The 18,893-nt window shown below is 68.7% G+C and carries 13 protein-coding genes; 3 read left to right on the top strand and 10 right to left on the bottom strand.

Annotation, left to right across the window (positions count from 1 at the left end):
- Nucleotides 1–74 precede the first annotated feature (74 nt).
- Genes ACFYNL_RS33500 through ngcE form a run of 3 tightly spaced genes read right to left on the bottom strand, consistent with a single transcriptional unit; the run spans nt 75 to nt 3,470 of the window.
- The gene (locus tag ACFYNL_RS33500) at nt 75–1,007 is read right to left on the bottom strand and encodes a carbohydrate ABC transporter permease (RefSeq protein WP_388810218.1); all 933 of its coding nucleotides are present in this window, start codon (nt 1,005–1,007) and stop codon (nt 75–77) included.
- A gap of 12 nt (nt 1,008–1,019) precedes the next feature.
- Nucleotides 1,020–1,943: a carbohydrate ABC transporter permease gene (locus ACFYNL_RS33505; protein WP_388810221.1), complete on the bottom strand. Its 924-nt coding sequence runs from the start codon at nt 1,941–1,943 to the stop codon at nt 1,020–1,022.
- 39 nt (nt 1,944–1,982) lie between these two features.
- A complete protein-coding gene (gene ngcE, locus ACFYNL_RS33510) occupies nt 1,983–3,470 on the bottom strand; it encodes an N-acetylglucosamine/diacetylchitobiose ABC transporter substrate-binding protein (RefSeq protein WP_388810224.1) in 1,488 nt (495 codons plus the stop codon).
- Between the two features lie 428 nt (nt 3,471–3,898).
- On the opposite strand from ngcE, the gene ACFYNL_RS33515 reads away from it, so the two are divergent.
- Together ACFYNL_RS33515 and ACFYNL_RS33520 are read left to right on the top strand one after the other, a co-directional pair.
- On the top strand, nt 3,899–7,642 hold the full coding sequence (locus ACFYNL_RS33515) for a GH92 family glycosyl hydrolase (RefSeq protein WP_388810864.1): 3,744 nt from the start codon (nt 3,899–3,901) through the stop codon (nt 7,640–7,642).
- A gap of 20 nt (nt 7,643–7,662) precedes the next feature.
- The gene (locus ACFYNL_RS33520; protein WP_388810225.1) at nt 7,663–9,606 is read left to right on the top strand and encodes an alpha-glucuronidase; all 1,944 of its coding nucleotides are present in this window, start codon (nt 7,663–7,665) and stop codon (nt 9,604–9,606) included.
- A gap of 94 nt (nt 9,607–9,700) precedes the next feature.
- Here the strand turns inward: ACFYNL_RS33520 and ACFYNL_RS33525 are convergent, their stop codons facing one another.
- The 4 genes from ACFYNL_RS33525 to ACFYNL_RS33540 are packed head-to-tail and all read right to left on the bottom strand — an operon-like array spanning nt 9,701 to nt 13,911.
- Nucleotides 9,701–10,387: a hypothetical protein gene (locus ACFYNL_RS33525; RefSeq protein WP_388810228.1), complete on the bottom strand. Its 687-nt coding sequence runs from the start codon at nt 10,385–10,387 to the stop codon at nt 9,701–9,703.
- Nucleotides 10,384–12,039, bottom strand: coding sequence for an extracellular solute-binding protein (locus ACFYNL_RS33530; RefSeq protein ID WP_388810231.1), 1,656 nt, complete (start codon nt 12,037–12,039; stop codon nt 10,384–10,386). The genes ACFYNL_RS33525 and ACFYNL_RS33530 overlap by 4 nt, the downstream gene beginning before the upstream one ends.
- Nucleotides 12,040–12,052: 13 nt before the next feature.
- Nucleotides 12,053–12,925 carry a carbohydrate ABC transporter permease gene (locus tag ACFYNL_RS33535; protein ID WP_388810233.1) on the bottom strand — a complete coding sequence of 291 codons (873 nt, stop codon included), beginning with the start codon at nt 12,923–12,925 and terminating at the stop codon, nt 12,053–12,055.
- Entirely contained in the window at nt 12,919–13,911 is a 993-nt protein-coding gene (locus ACFYNL_RS33540; RefSeq protein WP_388810236.1) for an ABC transporter permease, read from the bottom strand. The genes ACFYNL_RS33535 and ACFYNL_RS33540 overlap by 7 nt, the downstream gene beginning before the upstream one ends.
- Nucleotides 13,912–14,097: 186 nt before the next feature.
- Between ACFYNL_RS33540 and ACFYNL_RS33545 the strand changes: the two genes are divergently transcribed.
- Complete coding sequence (locus ACFYNL_RS33545) at nt 14,098–15,090, top strand: acetylxylan esterase (protein ID WP_388810239.1); 993 nt, start codon at nt 14,098–14,100, stop codon at nt 15,088–15,090.
- Between the two features lie 12 nt (nt 15,091–15,102).
- Here ACFYNL_RS33545 and ACFYNL_RS33550 read toward each other — a convergent pair whose 3' ends face one another.
- The 3 genes from ACFYNL_RS33550 to ACFYNL_RS33560 form a co-directional block, all read right to left on the bottom strand.
- Entirely contained in the window at nt 15,103–15,987 is an 885-nt protein-coding gene (locus ACFYNL_RS33550; protein WP_388810242.1) for a transferase, read from the bottom strand.
- A complete protein-coding gene (locus tag ACFYNL_RS33555; protein WP_388810244.1) occupies nt 15,984–17,249 on the bottom strand; it encodes a glycosyltransferase family 4 protein in 1,266 nt (421 codons plus the stop codon). The genes ACFYNL_RS33550 and ACFYNL_RS33555 overlap by 4 nt, the downstream gene beginning before the upstream one ends.
- A 139-nt stretch (nt 17,250–17,388) precedes the next feature.
- The gene (locus tag ACFYNL_RS33560; protein ID WP_388810247.1) at nt 17,389–18,483 is read right to left on the bottom strand and encodes a lytic polysaccharide monooxygenase; all 1,095 of its coding nucleotides are present in this window, start codon (nt 18,481–18,483) and stop codon (nt 17,389–17,391) included.
- Between the last annotated feature and the right edge of the window lie 410 nt (nt 18,484–18,893).

Below are 18,893 nucleotides of genomic sequence, written 5' to 3' on the forward strand. Positions count from 1 at the left end.
GCCGCCCCTGAGTGGGGCGGCTCACGTTCGACGTGGAGTGACGTGCTCCTTACGCAGGGCCCAACAGACAGCGTTTACTTCAGCGCACCGGCCGTCAGGCCCGCCTGCACCTGCCGCTGGAAGATGAAGTAGACGACGAGCACCGGCAGCATCGCGATCATCATGCCGGCCATCAGCGCGCCCCAGTCGTTCTCGTAGCCCTGCTGGAGGGCGATCATCGCCAGGCCCTGGGTGAGGACGTACTTGTCCTCGTCCTGGTTGAGCACCATCGGCAGCAGGTACTGGTTCCACTGCCCCAGGAAGTTGAAGATGCCGATGCTGATCAGGCCCGGCTTGGCCATCGGGAGCATCACCTGGAAGAACGTTCGCGTGTGCGAGGCGCCGTCGATCAGCGCGGCCTCCGCGACCGACGTCGGCAGGGTGCGGAAGAACGCGGTCATGAAGAAGACCGTGAACGGCAGCGAATAGGCGATGTAGACGAGGATCAGCCCGTGGTACGTCGCCAGCAGCGGGCTGCCGGGGAAGTCCCGCAGCACGAAGAACAGCGGGATGACCAGCATGAAGACGGGGAAGGACATGCCGGCCACGAACATGAAGTAGATGAACCGGTTGCCGGGGAAGGTGAAGCGCGCCAGCACGTAGGCGGCCATCGAACCCAGCACCATCGTGCCGACCACCGAACCGCCCACCACGATGGCGGTGTTCAGGAAGTACTGGCCCATGTTCGCCTTGTTCCAGGCGTTGGCCCAGTTCTCGAAGTGCAGCGTGGCCGGCAGCCCCCACGGGTCGGACAGGATGCCGTTGCTGGTCTTGAAGGAGCTCCACAGCACCCACAGCAGCGGCACGCCCACCATCAGCGCCCACAGGACGAGCATGCCGTGCGAGAAGACGTGCAGGACGCCGCCCTCGGAGGTACGGCCGTCAGCCGGGCCGAAGCTCCTGGCGACCCTCGGACGGTCCGCCTCGGCCGCCTTGGTCACCGTGCCGGTGTTGGTGTCGGTCGTCATCGCCCGGTACCCCTAGAACTCGATCCGCTCACGCCGCGCGAAGCGCAGGGTGAGCACGGCGAACGTCATGGTGACGATGAGCATCGCGACGCCCATCGCGGACGCGTACCCGAACTGGCTGTCGCGGAAGGCCGTCAGGTACAGGCGCAGCGGCATGACGTCCGTGGCGCCGTCGGGGCCGCCCATGTTGACCGACATGATCTGCACCAGGGCGAAGCCGTCCAGGGCGATGATGCCCATGTACACCCACCCGGTCTGCACGGTGTCCCACAGTAGCGGCAGGGTGATCCGGAAGAAGGTGGGGAAGCGGCCCGCGCCGTCCAGCAGGGCCGCCTCGTAGATGTCCCGGGGGATGGACGCCATCGCCGCCGAGAACAGCACGACGTAGAAGCCCACGTGGGACCAGATCATCACCGCCATGATGCACATCAGGGCGAGGCTCTTCTCCCCCAGCCAGGCGTTCTGCCAGCCGTCCAGGCCGACCGCGCCGAGCAGGGAGTTGAGCATGCCGTCCTGCGGGTCCGGATTGTAGATGTTGAACCAGATGACGGCGATGATGGTGATGGAGATGACCTGCGGGAAGAAGAAGACGAACCGGTAGAACTTCGAACCCGCCACCCCGGTGATGACTTCGTTCTTACGGCGCTTTCCGCCGACGTTGAGCATGAAGGCGAAGAACAGGCCGAGCGCGAGTGTCACGAACGGCACCGCGATCAGCATGTAGACGTTGTGCCAGAGCGCGTTCCAGAAGTCCTCGTTGTTCCAGAGTTTTTCGAAGTTCTCAAGGCCGACGAACTTCGCGGTTCCCACGAGGCCGGACCAGTCGGTCATCGAGATCTGGAACGCCTGGACGAACGGCGAGATCACGAAGACCGCGTAGACGATCACGGGCAGGGCCAGGAAGCCCACGATGAATCGGTATTTGCCGTGTTGCATGGTGTGCTTCCCGGCCCTTCCCCTCGGTGATTGCCCGGCCTACTTCTCGCGCTTGAACTTCTTCACGGAGTCGTCCTTCGCCACGGCGTCGGCGTATTCCTGGGTCTTCTTGATCCAGTCGGCCGCCTTCAGTTCACCGGTGAGCAGCTGCCCGGTCAGGCCGCCGATCTTCTCGTCCGTCAACGACGGGTACCACTCCTGGAGCTGGAGGCTGATGATGTTGTCACCGGCGTCCTTGAACGCCTTGCTCGCCGAGGCGAGGCCCGGCGAGAGAGTCATGCCCTCGGTGGCGTCGACGACACAGGTCAGCGACTTGACCTTGGTGGCGAAGTTCTGCGCGTGCTTCTTGGAGAGCATGATGCGCAGCAGCTCCATGCCGCCGGCCGGGTTCTTGCCCTTGGCGGCCACGATGTACGGCTCGCTGGGCTCGGCGCGCAGGGTGCCGTGCGGCATCTTGTCACCGGATCCGTCGAACAGGGCCCCGACGGACATCCGGAAGTCCTTGGGGGTGGTCGGTGCGGCCTCGTTCTCCACCCAGGAGCCGTTGGGGATGAAGACGGCTTTGCCCTTGTTCCAGGCGGTCTGTGACTGAATGTGCGTCAGGCCCTGGCTGCCCTCCAGGAAGTACCCCTTGGCGGCCAGCTCCTCGTAGTGCCCGACGACCTGCTTCACCGCGTCGTTACCGGTCCAGGCGTTCGGCTCCAGGTTGTCGATGGCGATCCAGGCGTCCATGCCGCCGATCTTGGCGATCTGGGCGAAGAGGTTGAAATGGACGTAGTACGGATACTTTCCGGCGTACGTCCAGGGAGCGATTCCCTTCTTCTTGATCTCGCCGCACAGCTTGACCATGTCGTCGAGCGACGTGGGGTACTCCCAGCCGTTGTCGTCGAGGACCTTCTGCGAGTACCAGGTGCCGTAGATGGTGAAGGCGTAGTAGAGCACGTCGAAGGTGTCGCCGTGCTTGCCCTTGTCGATGGTGCTCGGGTGGATGACGTCCGAGATCTTCTTGCTCGCGTCGTCCAAGGAGGGTGCGTCGAGCAGCGCCTGGAGGTCCTGCAGCTGGCCCTGCGTGGACAGCTTGTTCATGTCGAGGTGGTCGGCGCCGGAGTTGTCGATGACGTCCGGCGGGTTGCCGCCCGCGAAGCGCGGGGTGAGCTTGGGGCCGACCTGCTGGGTGCCGGTGTGCTTGACCTCGGCCTTGTACTTCGCCTTGTAGTCGGCCTCCGCGTCCTTGGCGTACTGGTCACCAAGGCCGCCCTTGAAGATGAACGCCTCCAGCGCGGCGCCCTCCTTGACGCCGAGCGGGTTGGTGGCGGACTTCGCCCCGCCCGGCGCCTTGCTCGCCTCGCCGTCGCCGCCGCCCCCGCCGGTGGCACAGGCCGACAGGAAGCTCATCGTCGGGACGGAGACCAGACCGAGCGCGACGGACCGCCTGATCAGGTCGCGGCGTCCCACACCCGGGGCACCGGCATTCTGCGAGCCGTTGTTCTCGGTGTTCTCGGTGTTCTCGGCGGAAGTGGATCCCATGCTCAAGTCCTCGCCTTCTCCAGGACTCAGGCGGTGAACCGGATCCTCCCCGGCACCGCGATCGGGTCGAGCGGGTCGTGCAGGCTGGGTCGTGCAGGAAGTGCGGATCGTGTGAATCGCCGACAGGTATAGTCCACTTCCCGCCAACGGATCAAGATCGAATGCAAGGTTGGCCGGTGGTCTTTTCCGAGTTGAGACCTGCCGGAAATACCAGCGACCTGTGTGTTCCTTGGCGGAAAATTCCCCGTCATCGGCCCCGAATGCCACACCCAACACCCTTGACATGGCTGAGCACTTGGGCCACAACTGATCCTTGCGCATCGAAGTTGACAACGTTGTCCCGTGCGCAGGGAGGGTACCCCTTGAAGCAGCAGAGAGCTCGGCACAGATGGCATGAAAGGGCGGTCGTGTCGGCGGCCGCCTTCGCTCTGGCGGTGAGCGCGCAGGGCGCCGCGGTGGCCCTGCCGGACGCTCCCGCGGCGGCCGACCACGAGTTCGCCTCCTCCTTCGAGGCGGACGACCCTGCACCCGACTGGCTCAATACCGTCGACACCGGACCGGACGGCGACAAGCGTGCCTCCGGCGTCGACGGCGGCTACAGCAGCGGCATACCGGGCAACGTGACCGACCGTGTCACGGACGTCCGGGCGAACGGCGAGAACACCGGCGGCGGGGAGGTGAAGGAGAACCTCGTCGACGGGGAGCCGAGCAGCAAGTGGCTGGTCTTCGAACCCACCGGGTGGGTGGAGTTCGACATGGACAAACCGGTGCGGGTCCTCAGGTACGCGCTCACTTCCGCCAACGACCACGCCGAGCGCGACCCGCGGGACTGGACCCTGAAGGGCTCAACCGACGGCAAGGACTGGAAGGCGCTGGACTCCCGCTCCGGCGAGACCTTCACCGAACGGTTCCGGACGAAGACGTACGACCTCTCGGAGCCGGCCGAGTACCGGCACTTCCGGCTGGAGGTCACCCGGAACAACGGCGCCTCGGGCATCCTCCAGCTCGCCGACGTCCAGTTCTCGACCGGGGGCTCCGAGGGACCGGTCCCCCAGGACATGCTGTCCCTCGTCGACCGCGGCCCCAGCGGCTCGCCCACCGCGAAGGCGGGCGCCGGCTTCACCGGCAAGCGGGCCCTCAGGTACGCCGGACGGCACACGGCGGACGGGCGGGCGTACTCGTACAACAAGGTCTACGACGTGAACGTGGCGGTCGGCCGCGACACCCGGCTGTCCTACCGCGTCTTCCCGTCGATGGCCGACGGCGACCGCGACTACGCCGCCACGAACGTCTCCGTCGACCTCGCCTTCACCGACGGCACCCGGCTGAGCGAGCTCGGCGCCACCGACCAGCACGGCTTCCCGCTCTCCCCGCGCGGGCAGGGCGCGGCCAAGGTGCTGTACGTCAACCAGTGGAACCACGTGGCGTCGCGGATCGGGTCGGTCGCGGCGGGCAGGACCGTCGACCGGATCCTCGTGGCCTACGACTCCCCCGAGGGCCCGGCGAGGTTCCGCGGCTGGCTGGACGACGTCACCCTGCGGCGCGCGGCGCCCGAGAAGCCCAAGGCGCATCCCTCCGACTACGCGCTCACCACCCGCGGCACCCTCTCCAGCGGCGGCTTCTCGCGCGGCAACACCTTCCCGGCGACCGCCGTGCCGCACGGCTTCAACTTCTGGACGCCGGTGACCAACGCGGGCTCGCTGAGCTGGCTGTACGACTACGCACGCGCCAACAACGCCGACAACCTGCCGACGATCCAGGCGTTCAGCGCCAGCCACGAGCCCAGTCCCTGGATGGGCGACCGGCAGACCTTCCAGGTGATGCCGTCGACCGCCCCCAGCACCCCGGACCTCGGGCGCGAGGCCCGTGAGCTGGCCTTCCGGCACGAGAACGAGACCGCGCGGCCGTACTACTACGGGGTGCGGTTCGAGAACGGGCTGAAGGCGGAGATGACGCCGACCGACCACGCGGCGGTGCTGCGCTTCACCTACCCGGGCGACGACGCGAGCGTCCTGTTCGACAACGTCACCGACCAGGCGGGGCTCACCCTCGACGAGGAGAACGGCGTCGTCACCGGCTACTCGGACGTGAAGTCCGGGCTGTCGACGGGCGCCACCCGGCTCTTCCTGTACGGCGTGTTCGACAAGCCCGTGACCGGGGGCTCCGCCAGCGGGGTGAAGGGGCACCTGCGCTTCGACGCGGGTGACGACCGGACCGTCACGCTGCGCCTGGCCACCTCGCTCATCGGCATCGACCAGGCGAAGGACAACCTGCGCCAGGAGATCCCCGACGGCACCTCCTTCGAGGCGGTGAAGGCACGCGCCCAGCGCCAGTGGGACCGGCTGCTCGGCAAGGTCGAGGTGGAGGGCGCGACGCCGGACCAGCTGACCACGCTGTACTCCAGCCTGTACCGGCTGTACCTGTACCCGAACTCCGGCTTCGAGAAGGTGGGGTCGAAGTACCGGTACGCGTCGCCGTTCTCGCCGATGCCGGGTCCCGACACGCCGACACACACCGGCGCGAAGATCGTCGACGGCAAGGTCTACGTCAACAACGGGTTCTGGGACACCTACCGGACCACCTGGCCGGCGTACTCGCTGCTGACCCCGCGCCGGGCGGGCGAGATGGCCGACGGGTTCGTGCAGCAGTACAAGGACGGCGGCTGGACCTCCCGCTGGTCCTCGCCCGGCTACGCGGACCTGATGACCGGGACCTCCTCGGACGTCGCCTTCGCGGACGCCTACGTCAAGGGCGTCGACTTCGACGCGAGGTCGGCGTACGACGCGGCCGTGAAGAACGCGACCGTGGTGCCCCCGTCGTCGGGCGTGGGTCGCAAGGGCATGGCGACCTCCCCCTTCCTCGGCTACACCGGCACCGAGACCCACGAGGGCCTGTCCTGGGCGCTGGAGGGCTACCTCAACGACTACGGCATCGCGCGGATGGGCCGGGCGCTGTACCGCGAGACCGGCGACGAGCGGTACAAGGAGGAGTCGGAGTACTTCCTCGACCGTGCCCGGGACTACGTGAACCTCTTCGACGCCGAGGCGGGCTTCTTCCAGGGCCGCGACGCGAAGGGCGACTGGCGCGTCGAGTCCTCGACGTACGACCCGCGCGTGTGGGGCTACGACTACACGGAGACGAACGGCTGGGGTTACGCGTTCACCGCCCCGCAGGACAGCCGGGGTCTGGCCAACCTCTACGGGGGCCGCGACGGCCTCGCCGACAAGCTCGACGAGTACTTCGCCACCCCCGAGACGGCCTCGCCCGACTTCGTCGGCTCCTACGGCGGTGTCATCCACGAGATGACGGAGGCGCGGGACGTCCGCATGGGCATGTACGGCCACTCCAACCAGGTGGCCCACCACGCGATCTACATGTACGACGCGGCCGGGCAGCCCTGGAAGGCGCAGAGACACGTCCGTGAGGTGCTGTCGCGGCTGTACGTCGGCAGCGAGATCGGGCAGGGCTACCACGGCGACGAGGACAACGGCGAGCAGTCGGCCTGGTTCCTGTTCTCCGCGCTGGGCTTCTACCCGCTGGTGATGGGCAGTGGCGAGTACGCCATCGGCTCGCCCCTGTTCACCAAGGCGACGGTCCGGCTGGAGAACGGCCGGGAACTGGTCGTCAAGGCGCCGAGGAACAGCGCCCGCAATGTGTACGTCCAGGGCCTGAAGGTCAACGGCGTGGCGTGGAAGTCGACTTCGCTCCCCCACTCGCTGATCGCGAAGGGCGGCGTCCTGGAGTTCGACATGGGGCCGCGGCCCTCCTCGTGGGGTACCGGCAGGCACGCGGCGCCGGTGTCGATCACCCAGGACGACGAGGTGCCGCAGCCGCGGGCGGACGTCCTGAAGGGCGACGGGGCGCTGTTCGACGACACGTCGGCGACCCAGGCGAGCGTCACCTCGGTGGACCTGCCGGTGACCCGGGGCACCAGGGCAGTTCAGTACACCCTCACCTCGTCGTCGGACCGGACGAAGGCGCCGACCGGGTGGAAGGTGCAGGGGTCGAAGGACGGCACCACGTGGCGCACCCTCGACGAGCGCTCCGGGCAGTCCTTCGCCTGGGACCGGCAGACACGCGCGTTCACCGTGGGGTCACCGGGTACGTACGGGAAGTACCGCCTGGTGTTCGACGGCGAGGCGGTGGTGTCGGAAGTCGAACTGCTCGCCTGAGCACACGCGTTGGGGGTCCCATGCAGGGTGTCGATCCGGCCTGGCTGCCGGACGAGGCGTTCCGGCCGATCGGCACCCGGCGGACACTGATCCGCGGCTCGGGTCCGCTGGTGGACACGGTGCGCGCGGAGGTGGCGAGGGCCTGTGCGCGCTTCGGGGGCCGCGTCGAGCACGGCGCGGCCCCCGGGCCGTTCGACCTGGTGCTGGAGCTGACCGGCGAGGACTCCTCGGAGGGGTTCACCCATGAGCGGCGAGGCGGTCGTACGACGGTGACCGCCCAGGGCCGACGAGGGCTGCTGTACGGCCTGTTCCACGTCGTACGGCTCGGAGAGGCGGCGTTCCGAGGCGAGCGCGGACGGGAACGGCACGCACCGGCGTCGGCACTGCGCATGCTCGACCACTGGGACAACGTGGCCGTGCACCCGGTCATGGGCCAGGTGGAGCGCGGGTACGCGGGCGGCTCGCTGTTCTGGGAGGACGGGCGGGCGCGTGGCGACCTGACCCGGGTGCGGGCGTACGGCCGGCTGCTGGCGGCGTGCGGGATCAACGCGCTGTGTGTGAACAACGTCAATGTGCACAAGGCCGAGGCGCGTCTACTCACCGACCGGATCGGTGACGTGGCCGACCTCGCGGACGCGTTGCGGCCGTACGGCGTGCGCACCCATCTGTCGGTCACGTTCGCCGCCCCGATGCTGCTCGGCGATCTGCCCACCGCCGATCCGCTGGACGGGGCGGTGCGGGCGTGGTGGGCCGAGGCGACCGCGCGGGTCCACGAGGCGATCCCGGACTTCGGCGGGTATGTGGTGAAGGCCGACTCGGAGGGGCAGCCGGGCCCGTTCGTGTACGGGCGCAGCCACGCGGACGGTGCGAACATGCTGGCCGCCGCGCTCGAGCCGTACGGCGGCACGGTGCACTGGCGGGCGTTCGTCTACGACCACCGCCAGGACTGGCGGGACCGGACGACGGACCGGGCGCGGGCCGCGTACGACCACTTCGCGCCCCTGGACGGGGAGTTCGCCGACAACGCCGTCCTCCAGGTGAAGCACGGGCCCATGGACTTCCAGGCGCGCGAGCCGGTCTCACCGCTGATCGGCGCGATGCCGCGCACCCGGCTGGCCGTGGAGGTGCAGGCCACGCAGGAGTACACCGGGCAGCAGCGCCATGTGTGCTGGCTGGGGCCGATGTGGAGCGAGGTGCTGCGGTTCCGGGCCGACGGGAAGTCGCCCGTCGGGGAGCTGGCCGACGGCGGTCTGGTCGCGGTGTCCAACGTCGGGGACGACCCGTTCTGGACGGGGCATCCGCTGGCCCAGGCGAACCTGTACACGTTCGGGCGGCTGGCCTGGCAGCCGGACGCCGATCCGCACGAGGTCCTCGACGAATGGATCCGGCTCACCTCCGGCGAGGGTCCGGCGGCCGGGCTGCGCGCGATCCTCGACGGCTCGTGGCGGACGTACGAGAAGTACACGGCGCCGCTCGGGGTGGGCTGGATGGTGCAGCCCGGTCATCACTACGGACCGAGTGTGGACGGCTACGAGTACAGCCCTTGGGGCACCTACCACTTCGCCGATCGCGACGGTGTCGGCGTCGACCGCAGCGTGGCGACCGGCACCGGGTACGCGGGGCAGTACGCCAAGCCCTGGGCCGAGTTGTACGAGTCGCCGGACACCTGCCCCGACGAGCTGCTGCTGTTCTTCCACCACGTGTCGTACGGGCACATGCTCCGAAGCGGCAAGACGGTGATCCAGCACATCTACGACACGCACTTCGAGGGTGTGGCGGAGGTGGCGGAGGCCCGGCGGACCTGGGCCTCCCTGGCCGGGCTGGTGGAGCCGGCGCGCCACGCGCGGGTGGCGGAGCTGTTCGAGGAGCAGCTCCGCAGTGCCCGTGAGTGGCGGGATCAGATCAACAGCTACTTCTTCCGGAAGTCCGGTGTGGCCGACGCACATGGGCGGCGCATCTACTGAGGGCCGCGCTCCTGGATGTGCGGGACCGCCGTGCCCAGCGGGTCGAGCGGCTGGGGCTCGCGGCTCGTCCTGCTCTGCCAGGCGCTCGGCGCGGTCATGCGGTGAAGTCCTTCCGGGTCTCGGCGATGACCGGGCGGCTGCTGTGCAGCAGGGAGAGCAGCAGCGGGGCGGCCAGCAGGGCGGGCAGGGCCTCGGTCAGCAGTGCGGTGGTCGCGGCCACCAGCAGGAGCAGGGAGGCGGCGCCGAGGGTGGCGCGGAGGTGCCGGACCAGGAAGTACGCGGCGAGGCGGGCGGTGTCGCGGGCACGGAACGTGAACAAAGAGGTCAGAACCAGCGCGTGGGCGCCCCAGAGCAGGGAGCCGGCACCGATCGCGCCGAGCGCCCCCGCCCACCAGCCCGGCAGGCCGGTGGCGGAGAAGTGCGTGAGCGTGAAGGCGATCACGGTCAGCCAGGCGAGCAGGGGTGTCCACAGTTTCAGCGCGGCAAGGGCGTTGAGCCGCCAGCCTCGCGCGTAGGTGCGTGCCGGGTGCAGGTCCGTGAGGTCGTGGCCGCGGTGGTGGAGCGCGTACAGGGCGGCGGACAGCGCCGGGCCGAGGGGCAGCAGGCATACGGCGGCCAGCGGCAGGGCGGCGGGGTCGGGCCCCAGCAGGAACAGGCCGACGAGGCCGGGTGCGGCGGCCAGGAGCAGCAGGGCCTCGACCGTCACCAGGGTGTGGATCAGGGCGGCGGCGCGGGAGAGGGCTCCCGCGCCGAAGTCGGCCGTGGGTGCGCCGCCGCTCACCCGTTCTCCTTCTTGAAGCGTTCGTACGCCTTGTTGTGCAGGTCGACGAGCCGGTCCATGTTCTTGGCCTTCAACTCGGCCAGGTAGGTGTCCCAGTCGGACATCGGGCGCTTGCCGAGGACGAACTTGAGGGTGTTCTGGATGGCGTGGTCCTTGAGCGGGGTCTCCCACAGGGTCGCCTGTTCCTGCTCCATCGACCGGAGCGGGTGGGCGGGGTCGACGGGCAGCTGCTCGCGCTGGGCCATGGCGTCCTGGAACTTCTTCTCGTCCGGGCTGAAGTGGGAGGAGACCAGGGCCCAGCTGCCGCCGTAGGCGAAGACGCCGTTGAAGAAGCCGTAGTCCTTCTGGAGGTCCTTCGGGGCGTCCGGGTCGGAGCCCATGAGCGAGATGCCGGGCCTCAGCTCGTAGGTGCCGCCGGACTCGGTGTAGGTGACGCCCTGCACGCCCCACTTGCACAACTTCTGGCCCTCCTCGGAGTACCAGAGCCAGTCCACGAACTGCATCATCGCGACGAAGCTGTCGCTCTCCAGGGCCTTGCTGGAGATCATGATGCCGTTCTCCAGCCGGGCCCCGCCGATGAGTACCGGGCCCGCCGGGCCGAGCGGCACCGGCACCATCTCGATCTGCGCGCCCTTGACCTGCTTGTGCAGGTTGTAGCGGTAGTTCTGCACCAGTTCCTGCGGGTTGGCGCTGATGGCGTAGGACTTCTCGGCCAGCAGCTTCTGCACCGCCTGGTCGTCCTGCTGGGTGAAGCTCTCGGGGTCCAGCAGTTTCTCGGCGACGAGCTTCCTCAGGTACTCGATCATCTGCCGGTAGCGGTCCTGGGCGGCGGTGAAGACGAACTGCCGTGACTCGGTGTCGAAGCTGATGTTGTCGTACGTCCATCCCGCCCTGACCCCGTACGCCTGGCCGAGATAGCTGAACAGGGCACCGCACGGGAAGGGGGTGTTGGTGCTCCAGCGGTCGGTCCAGGGGTACTTGTCGGGGTACTCGGCCTTGAGGGCTTTCAGGACGTCGTACACCTCGTCCCAGCTGGTGGGCAGGGGCAGGCCGTGCTTGTCGAGGACGTCCGTGCGCAGGGACAGCGAGTAGGTGGACTTCGCCTTCTCGTGCAGGCCGGGCAGCAGGTAGTACTTGCCGTCGGACTGGCGTATGGAGTCGAGTTCCGGTTCGAGCCTCCATCTGTTCACCTTGTCCTGGAAGTTGGGCATGAGGTGCACGTAGTCGCTGACCGGGAGGATCGCTCCGGACGACACGAAGGCGACCTCGGAGGGGTGGTAGGTCTTGGGGATCAGGAAGGGGGCGTCGCCCGCGCCGATGAGGACGCTGCGCTTCTTCTCGTAGTCGGCGAGGGGTACATCGACCGGCTCAAGCGTGATTCCGGTGCGCTTGGTGACCTCCTTCCAGAACAGCCAGCCGTTCTTCATGGGGTACACGGGGTTGTTGTTGTGCAGCAGCGAGAAGGAGAGCGGCCGTGCGGCCTTGAACTGCTGCCCGGCGCGGTACTCCTTCATCGCGCCGTTCCGCTTCTTCGAGAGGTCCTTGGCGTCCGGGCCGTCGTCGCCGCTGCCGCACCCGGTGAGAGTCGCCAGACCGATGAAACCGGCGGCGGCGAGCATCTGACGCCGCGACAGCTGTCCCGTGTTCTTCACAGTTGCTCCCTTGTTAGCCCTTGACGGCGCCGAGCATCACGCCCGAGACGAAGTAGCGCTGGACGAACGGGTACACACACAGGATCGGCAGGGCGGTGAGCACGATGGTGACCGCCTGGATGTTCGCCCCGACCTGACTGAGCTGCTCCGTGCCGGCACCGGCGTTGGAGCCGCCGGTGGCGCCCTGGATGAGGTTGCGCAGATAGACGGTGACCGGCATCAGATCGGTCCGGTCCATGTAGAGGAAGGCGCTGAACCAGGAGTTCCAGAAGGACACCGAGTAGAAGAGCACCATGGTCGCGACGACGGCCTTGGACAGCGGCAGCACGATCCGCAGCAGGATGCCGTAGGTGCTCAGCCCGTCGATCTGCGCGGCCTCCTCCAGTTCGGTCGGCAGGCTCTCGAAGAAGGCCTTCATCACCAGCAGGTTGAAGACGCTGATCGCGTTGGGCAGCGCGATCGCCCAGACGCTGTTCTTCAGGCCGAGGCTGGTGATCAGGACGTAGTTCGGGATCAGCCCGCCGGTGAAGAACATGGTGAACACGGCGACGCCGACCAGCACGGAGCGGCCCCCCAGGTGCTTCTTCGACAGGACGTAGGCGTAACAGGTCGTCAGCACCATGGCGACCGCGGTCGCCACGACCGTGTAGAGCACGGTGTTGCCGTAGTTGCGCCAGAACATGGAGTCCTGGAACACGATCCTGTACGTGGTGAGGTCGAACCCCTTGGGCCACAGGGTCACTTCACCGGCCCTGATCTGGCGCTCCCCGCTGAAGGACCGGGCGACGATGTTGACGAAGGGATACAGGGTCACGACCACGACGACGGTGAGGATCACCGCGTTGACGCCCTGGAAGACCCGGTGGGAACGGCTCGGCTTCACCACAGGCTGGTCCCCACTGTGCGGCGCGAGAGCTGGTTGGCGGAGGTGATCAGGACGAGGCCGATGATCGCCTCGAACAGGCCGATGGCGGCGGCGTAGCTGAAGCTGTTGGACTCCACACCGGTCCGGTAGACGTATGTGGAGATCACGTCGGAGGTCTGGTAGGTCAGCGGGTTGTACAGCAGCAGGACCTTCTCGAAGCCGACGGCCATGAACGTGCCGACGTTGAGGATCAGCAGCGTGATCATGGTGGGCCGGATGCCGGGCAGTGTGACGTGCCAGATCTGCCGCCAGCGGCCCGCGCCGTCGATGCGGGCGGCCTCGTACAGGTCCTCGTCGATGGTGGTGAGCGCGGCGAGGTAGAGGATCGTGCCCCAGCCGGCGGTCTGCCAGATCTCCGAGCCGACGTAGACGGTGCGGAACCACTCGGGTTCCTGGATGAAGCGGATCGGGTCGTGCCCGAACCAGCCGAGGACGTGGTTGACCGGTCCGTCCGTGGCGAGCATCTGCAGGGTGATGCCCGCGACGATCACGATCGACAGGAAGTGCGGAAGGTACGACACCGACTGCACGAACCGTTTCAGCGCCCTTCGGCGCACCTCGTTCAGCAGCAGCGCCAGCACGATCGGGATCGGGAAGCAGAAGACGAGCGTGAGTCCGCCGAGCCACAGCGTGTTGCGGAACACCTGCCAGAAGGTGGGGTCGCTGAGGAACATCTCGACATAGCGCAGCCCCACCCACTGCTCTCCGAAGAGGGAGCCGCCCGGCTCGAAGCGCCGGAAGGCGATGACGTTGCCGAGCATCGGCAGATAGCGGAAGACCAGGAAGAACAGCAGCGGCAGCACGGCCAGCGAGTACAGCTGCCAGTCCCGGCGCAGCGCCCGCCGCAGGCCGGTGCGGGTCGGATGCCGCCGGCGGCGGGGTGGTGCCTTCGTCGGCGGCGGCTCCTGTGTGCCGGGCGGTGGAGCCGACGTGGTGGAGGTGCTCATGCGATGGCCTCCCGGTGGCACCGAAAGTTTCGGGGTCGTACCGGCAACTTTGCGGCGAGGTTATGGGTGGGTGTCAGGGCTGTCAATGGTGCTGACGGGGAAGGGGAGTAGGGATGGCCGGTAACCAAGCGAACTGAACGACCCGAAACATTCCGCTGATGCAGCGCAACTATCGGAGGTGTTGTCGTGCCCGCGTTCGACCTGCCCTGGGAAGACCTCAAGCGCTATCGCCCGGAGCCCCTGGAGCCGGCCGACTTCGACGAGTTCTGGCACGACACGCTCAAGGAGGCGGCACGGGCCGAGGTGTTGGTGTCGGCACACCCGGTGGCGACCGGACTGCGGCTGACCGAGACCTTCGACGTGACCTTCCGGGGCTTCGGCGGCGATCCGGTGCGCGCCTGGTACAGCAGACCGGCCGGGGCGGACGATCCGCTGCCGGCCGTCGTCGAGTACGCCGGGTACGGTCGCGGCCGTGGACTCCCCCACGAGCGGCTGACCTGGGTGAACGCCGGGTACGCCCATCTTCTGATGGACAACAGGGGCCAGGGCGACCAGTACGGCAACGGCGGCGCCACCCCCGACCCGCACGCCACCGCCACGGGCGGCCCGGGCCCGGCGGTACGCGGCCTGCTGTCCCCGCGGGACTACCACTACCGTCGGCTCGTCACGGACGCGGTGCGGGCGGTCTCGGCGGTACGCGCGCTGCCGGGCGTGGACGGCTCCCGGGTCGCCGCCGTCGGCAACAGCCAGGGCGGCGGGCTCGCCCTGGCCGTCGCGGGGCTGGTCCCCGACCTCGCGGCGCTGCTGGTCACCGCCCCGTTCCTGTGCGATGTCCGGCGCGCGCTCGACCTCACCGACGCGTCACCGTACGGCGAGATCACCGCGTACCTCTCCGTGCACCGGGGCGCCGAGCGGGCCGCGTACGACACGCTCTCCTACCTGGAGGGGGTCTCCTTCGCGCGGCGCGCGCACGCGCCGGCCCACTTCGGTGTCGGCCTGCGTGACACGGTGTGCCCGCCGAGCGGGGCGTACGGCGCCTTCAACCGCTATGCGGAGCTGTCGGGCGCCGATCCGCGCAAGGAGATCCACGCCTATCCGTTCAACGGTCACGAGGGCGGCGAGGCGGTGCATGTGCGCCGCCAACTCGACTGGCTGAAGGCGGTGTCGGGCTTTTCGTGAGCGGGGCGGCCCTCACGCCTTCCCGGCCGTCACCTCCACGGAGAGGTCGTTGTCGACCGTGTAGTAGGGACGCACGGCGACACCGGCCACCGCGGCACGCGGGTAGACGAAGATCTCCTTGCGGTCGGCCATGTCGTCCAGCAGACGGCCGAGCCGGATCGGCGAAGCGCCCGCGGCGGGCCGCGGCTGGACGGACAGGTCCCAGACACGGCTTCCGGCGCCGTGGTCGGCGGCGAGCTCCCCGTAGACCACGGTGAAGGAGAACGCCCGGCCGTCGCTCGCGGCCTGCGGCTCCAGCGCCCTTACGACACCGTCCCCACCCCGCAGGCGCAGCCGTACGGTGGCTCCGTCGTCGAGTGTGGCGCCGTGCAGCCGGGCCCTGACCGTCATCGACCGGTCCGTGACGTCGACGCGCTCGACCTCGGCGTGGGCGGTGCGCAGCCAGGCCCGCAGCGCGAGGAAGCCGTCCTTGGTGGTGTACGGAACGCGCACGGCCACCGGTGACGACCGGTCACGTGCCTGTCCGCCGACGAGGGCCCGCAGGTCACGCAGACCGGGGCGGACGCGCTGCCGCCGCGCTCCGGACTCCCCGGACTCGCCGGGCTCCCCGGCTTCTCCCGGTTCGGCGAGGGCGTACACGTCCCATCGCCCCTCGGCGAGTGCGGGCTCCGGCTCCAGGACGGCACGCAGGCTGCCGTCGTCCGCGGGATCCAGGTCGAGGGTGTGCACGACCTTCTCCGGCTGCCCCTTCTTGGGGCGCAGCCGCAGCAGCAACCGGGACGAGCGGAAGTCGACGGCCGCGGGTGGGCGAAGCGCGAAGGTGATCCGGCCGTCCGTGTCGATGGTGCAGTCGGCACGCAGCTGCGTGTCGCGCGAGGCGCCGGGGTCTGTCGTCATGGCCGTCCCTTTCGTACGGTGCGCAGCGCGCGCAGGGCCGCGGCGTGTGCGGTGTCGCGCGCGGCGAGGCCCTGGCTGACCAGGAGGTTGCGTATTCGGCCGGATTCGGGTGCCACCCGTCGCCCGGACCTGCGGGCCGCCAACGCCTCGTCGAACAGCCGCTCGGCCCGCTCCACGACCGGGGCCGGGGCGAACCGGCGCGCGTTCTCCATGGCCGTACGACCCATCTGCCGGCGGCGCTCGTCGTCGCGGACCAGGTCCAGCAGCGCGGCGCCGAGCGCGTCGCGGTCGCCGACCGGCACCAGTCGGCCGTCGACGCCGTCCTCGATGATCTCGCCGGGTCCGTACGGGCAGTCGGTGCTCACGACCGGCAGGCCGCAGCGCATCGCCTCCACGATGGTCATGCCGAACGCCTCGAAGTCCGACGCGGCCACCCCGAGGGAGCCCTTGACCCACTCCGCCTCCATGGGGGAGGCCGCGCCCATCAGGAGGACGTTCTCGCACAGGCCGAGGCGCTGGATGAGCTCCTGGAGCCGGGCGTGCTCGTCTCCCTTGCCGTAGATGCGCAGGTGCCAGTCCGGACGCTCGGCGGCCACCCGGGCGAACGCCTCGATGAGCAGGTCGTACCGCTTCACCGGGCCGAGCCGGCCCGCGGCGACCACCACCTTCGCGGTGCCGTCCGCCGGGGGCAGCACCGGATCGGGGACGCTGTTGGGCAGCGCCGCCACCCGTACACCCGGCAGTCGCATCCTGCGCTGGTAGGCGGTGGCGTCCGCCTGCGTGACGGTGGTGAGCACGTCGAGCCGGCGGTAGGCCCGGCGCAGCGCGGTGCGCAGCGCGGGCGGATGGTTGTCGAGGGAGAGGTGCTCCTGCCCGACCCGCACGACATGGTCCGGCGCCTGGAGCGCGAGGTGCACGTTGAGTCCCGGTCGGGTGCCGATGACGACGTCGGCGTCGGTCGCCGCCAGGTACGCGCCGATCCGCTGATCGGTCAGCTCGCTGTACTGGTGATGACGGTACTCGGAGTCGGGGAACACTCTCGCCGGTCTCAGGTGCAGGGGATGTTCCTTCTCGTGCCGCAGATCCACCAACGGTCGCAGGGCAACCTTGGGGTCCAGGGTGAGGTTGGGACGTTCCCGGTGCCGCAACGCGGAGACGATCTCCACCTCGTGCCGCTCGGCCAGGGCGTGGGCCAGGTTGAACGTGGTGGTGATCGTGCCTCCGATCCCGTAGGCGTTGTGCAGCAGGAAAGAGATCTTCATGGCGAGCTAGACCGTGTCCGATCATCTTCGGTTGCCTGCTGTTATCAGTTTGTTCTCCCGTCAAACACTTCTTCGAGCGCCCACGACGAGGGTCCGATGGGCGGCGGCTCGGCGCCCATCGGACCTGTGCAGCGGTGGTTCAGCCCACCCGGCAGGGCAGGGTCGTCGAACTGTCTCCGCCGGCGCCGGAGACCACGTACCCGAAGGTCGCTTTCTGACCGGGACTCAGGGAGCCGTTCCAGTCGGTGTTGTGGACCATCACGGCTCTGCCGTTGTAGGTCGCGTTGCCACTCCAGAGGCTCTCCACCTTCTGGCCTGCGGGGAGCGTCCAGTCGACCATCCAGCCGAGCATCGGGACGTCACCGGTGTTGGTGACGGTGACCTCGGACTGGTAGCCGCCGTTCCAACTGCCGGTCGTGCGGCGGGTGGCGGAGCACTCGCCGGGCACCGGGTCGGTCGGGTTGCCGGGTTCCTTGATGCCGGTGACCTCGCCGTTGCCGCCGTCGAAGACGACGTCGGAGCAGGAGTAGAAGGTTTCCTGACTGTCGGAGCGCTGCCAGACCATGTAGATGATGTGGCGGCCCGACTTGTTGTCAGGAAGCTTTCCGGTCCAGGAGTAGTTGGCCTCGACCGTGCCCGGGGAACCGTTGAGCGGCGGGTGGTCGACGGAGAGGAAGGGCCGCTCCTCCATGTCGTTCCAGGTGAGGGTCTTGGTCGGGTCGAAGCCGTCCTTCGTGATGTACACGTAGAACCAACCCGGGTGCGCGGCCCAGGCGTTGTAGGAGAAGTCGACCGTGGCACCCGACGTGAGATGGGTGAGCGGCCAGTCCTTGCTGGGTGTGTTGAAGCCGGTGAAGTTGGTGTTGCCGCCGCTGCACAGCTCGCCGTCGGGCACGAAGCCGCGGGTGCGGCCGGCGCCGTCGGAGCGGAGCACCGAGAACCAGTTGTAGAACGGCGTGGTGCCGCTGACCTGCTGGGCGGCCCGGCAGGCAGGGTTGACCGGCTTGATCTCACCGGTGTCGGTGAGGCCGTCCTGCCAGCACAGGAAGGTGCGGCTGCCCGGTTTCATGGGGGTGCCGTGGGCCTCCGCCTCACCACCGGTGCTCATGACGAGGGCGACCGCCGGGATCGTCGCGAGCAGGGAGACCAGGACGAGGAAGAGGGCTCTGGCGCGAGTGGGGAGAGTCAACCGATGAGCCGAAGGTGCGCTCGGCTCCACTTTTGTCAGGATCATGACAGTCGAGTCCGTTCCTTCAGGTACGGCCGTGCGGATGCGTGTGGCGTCATGCCGAAGCGCGCCGTGACGGGCGCGCGAGTGAGGACAGGCGGGGGCGGGAGCGACCCGGGGCGGGTTCCGGTCCACCCATATGGGAGCGCTCCCACCACCCGCCTGTTTCGGAAAGTAGCGCCATGTGGCGCAGTTGTAAACGCCTGACGCGTGACAGTCGTACACGGGCGACCGCGAGCCCCCATGACGGACGAGGTGAGGTTGCGCCCGGCGCACATCGATGCGCTGCCGCGCCGTTCCGTGCGCCCGTTGAGCCCTCCGTGCCGCAAGCGCACCGGCACGAGCCGGCGTGGCCGCCGAGCAGGTGGAGTGGTAGCAGTCCGAGCCCATCCGGATGGAGATCGGAACCGTCAACG

The sequence above is a fragment of the Streptomyces sp. NPDC007808 genome (genome assembly GCF_042868655.1).
In the GTDB taxonomy this organism is placed as follows: Bacteria; Actinomycetota; Actinomycetes; order Streptomycetales; family Streptomycetaceae; genus Streptomyces.

Bases quoted from the DNA above. Each gene is read 5' to 3' on its own strand.
- ngcE (WP_388810224.1), bottom strand. From the start codon at position 3,470: ATGGGATCCACTTCCGCCGAGAACACCGAGAACACCGAGAACAACGGC.
- ACFYNL_RS33555 (WP_388810244.1), bottom strand. From the start codon at position 17,249: ATGAAGATCTCTTTCCTGCTGCACAACGCCTACGGGATCGGAGGCACG.
- ACFYNL_RS33500 (WP_388810218.1), bottom strand. From the start codon at position 1,007: ATGACGACCGACACCAACACCGGCACGGTGACCAAGGCGGCCGAGGCG.
- ACFYNL_RS33505 (WP_388810221.1), bottom strand. From the start codon at position 1,943: ATGCAACACGGCAAATACCGATTCATCGTGGGCTTCCTGGCCCTGCCC.
- ACFYNL_RS33520 (WP_388810225.1), top strand. From the start codon at position 7,663: ATGCAGGGTGTCGATCCGGCCTGGCTGCCGGACGAGGCGTTCCGGCCG.
- ACFYNL_RS33560 (WP_388810247.1), bottom strand. From the start codon at position 18,483: ATGATCCTGACAAAAGTGGAGCCGAGCGCACCTTCGGCTCATCGGTTG.
- ACFYNL_RS33540 (WP_388810236.1), bottom strand. From the start codon at position 13,911: ATGAGCACCTCCACCACGTCGGCTCCACCGCCCGGCACACAGGAGCCG.
- ACFYNL_RS33550 (WP_388810242.1), bottom strand. From the start codon at position 15,987: ATGACGACAGACCCCGGCGCCTCGCGCGACACGCAGCTGCGTGCCGAC.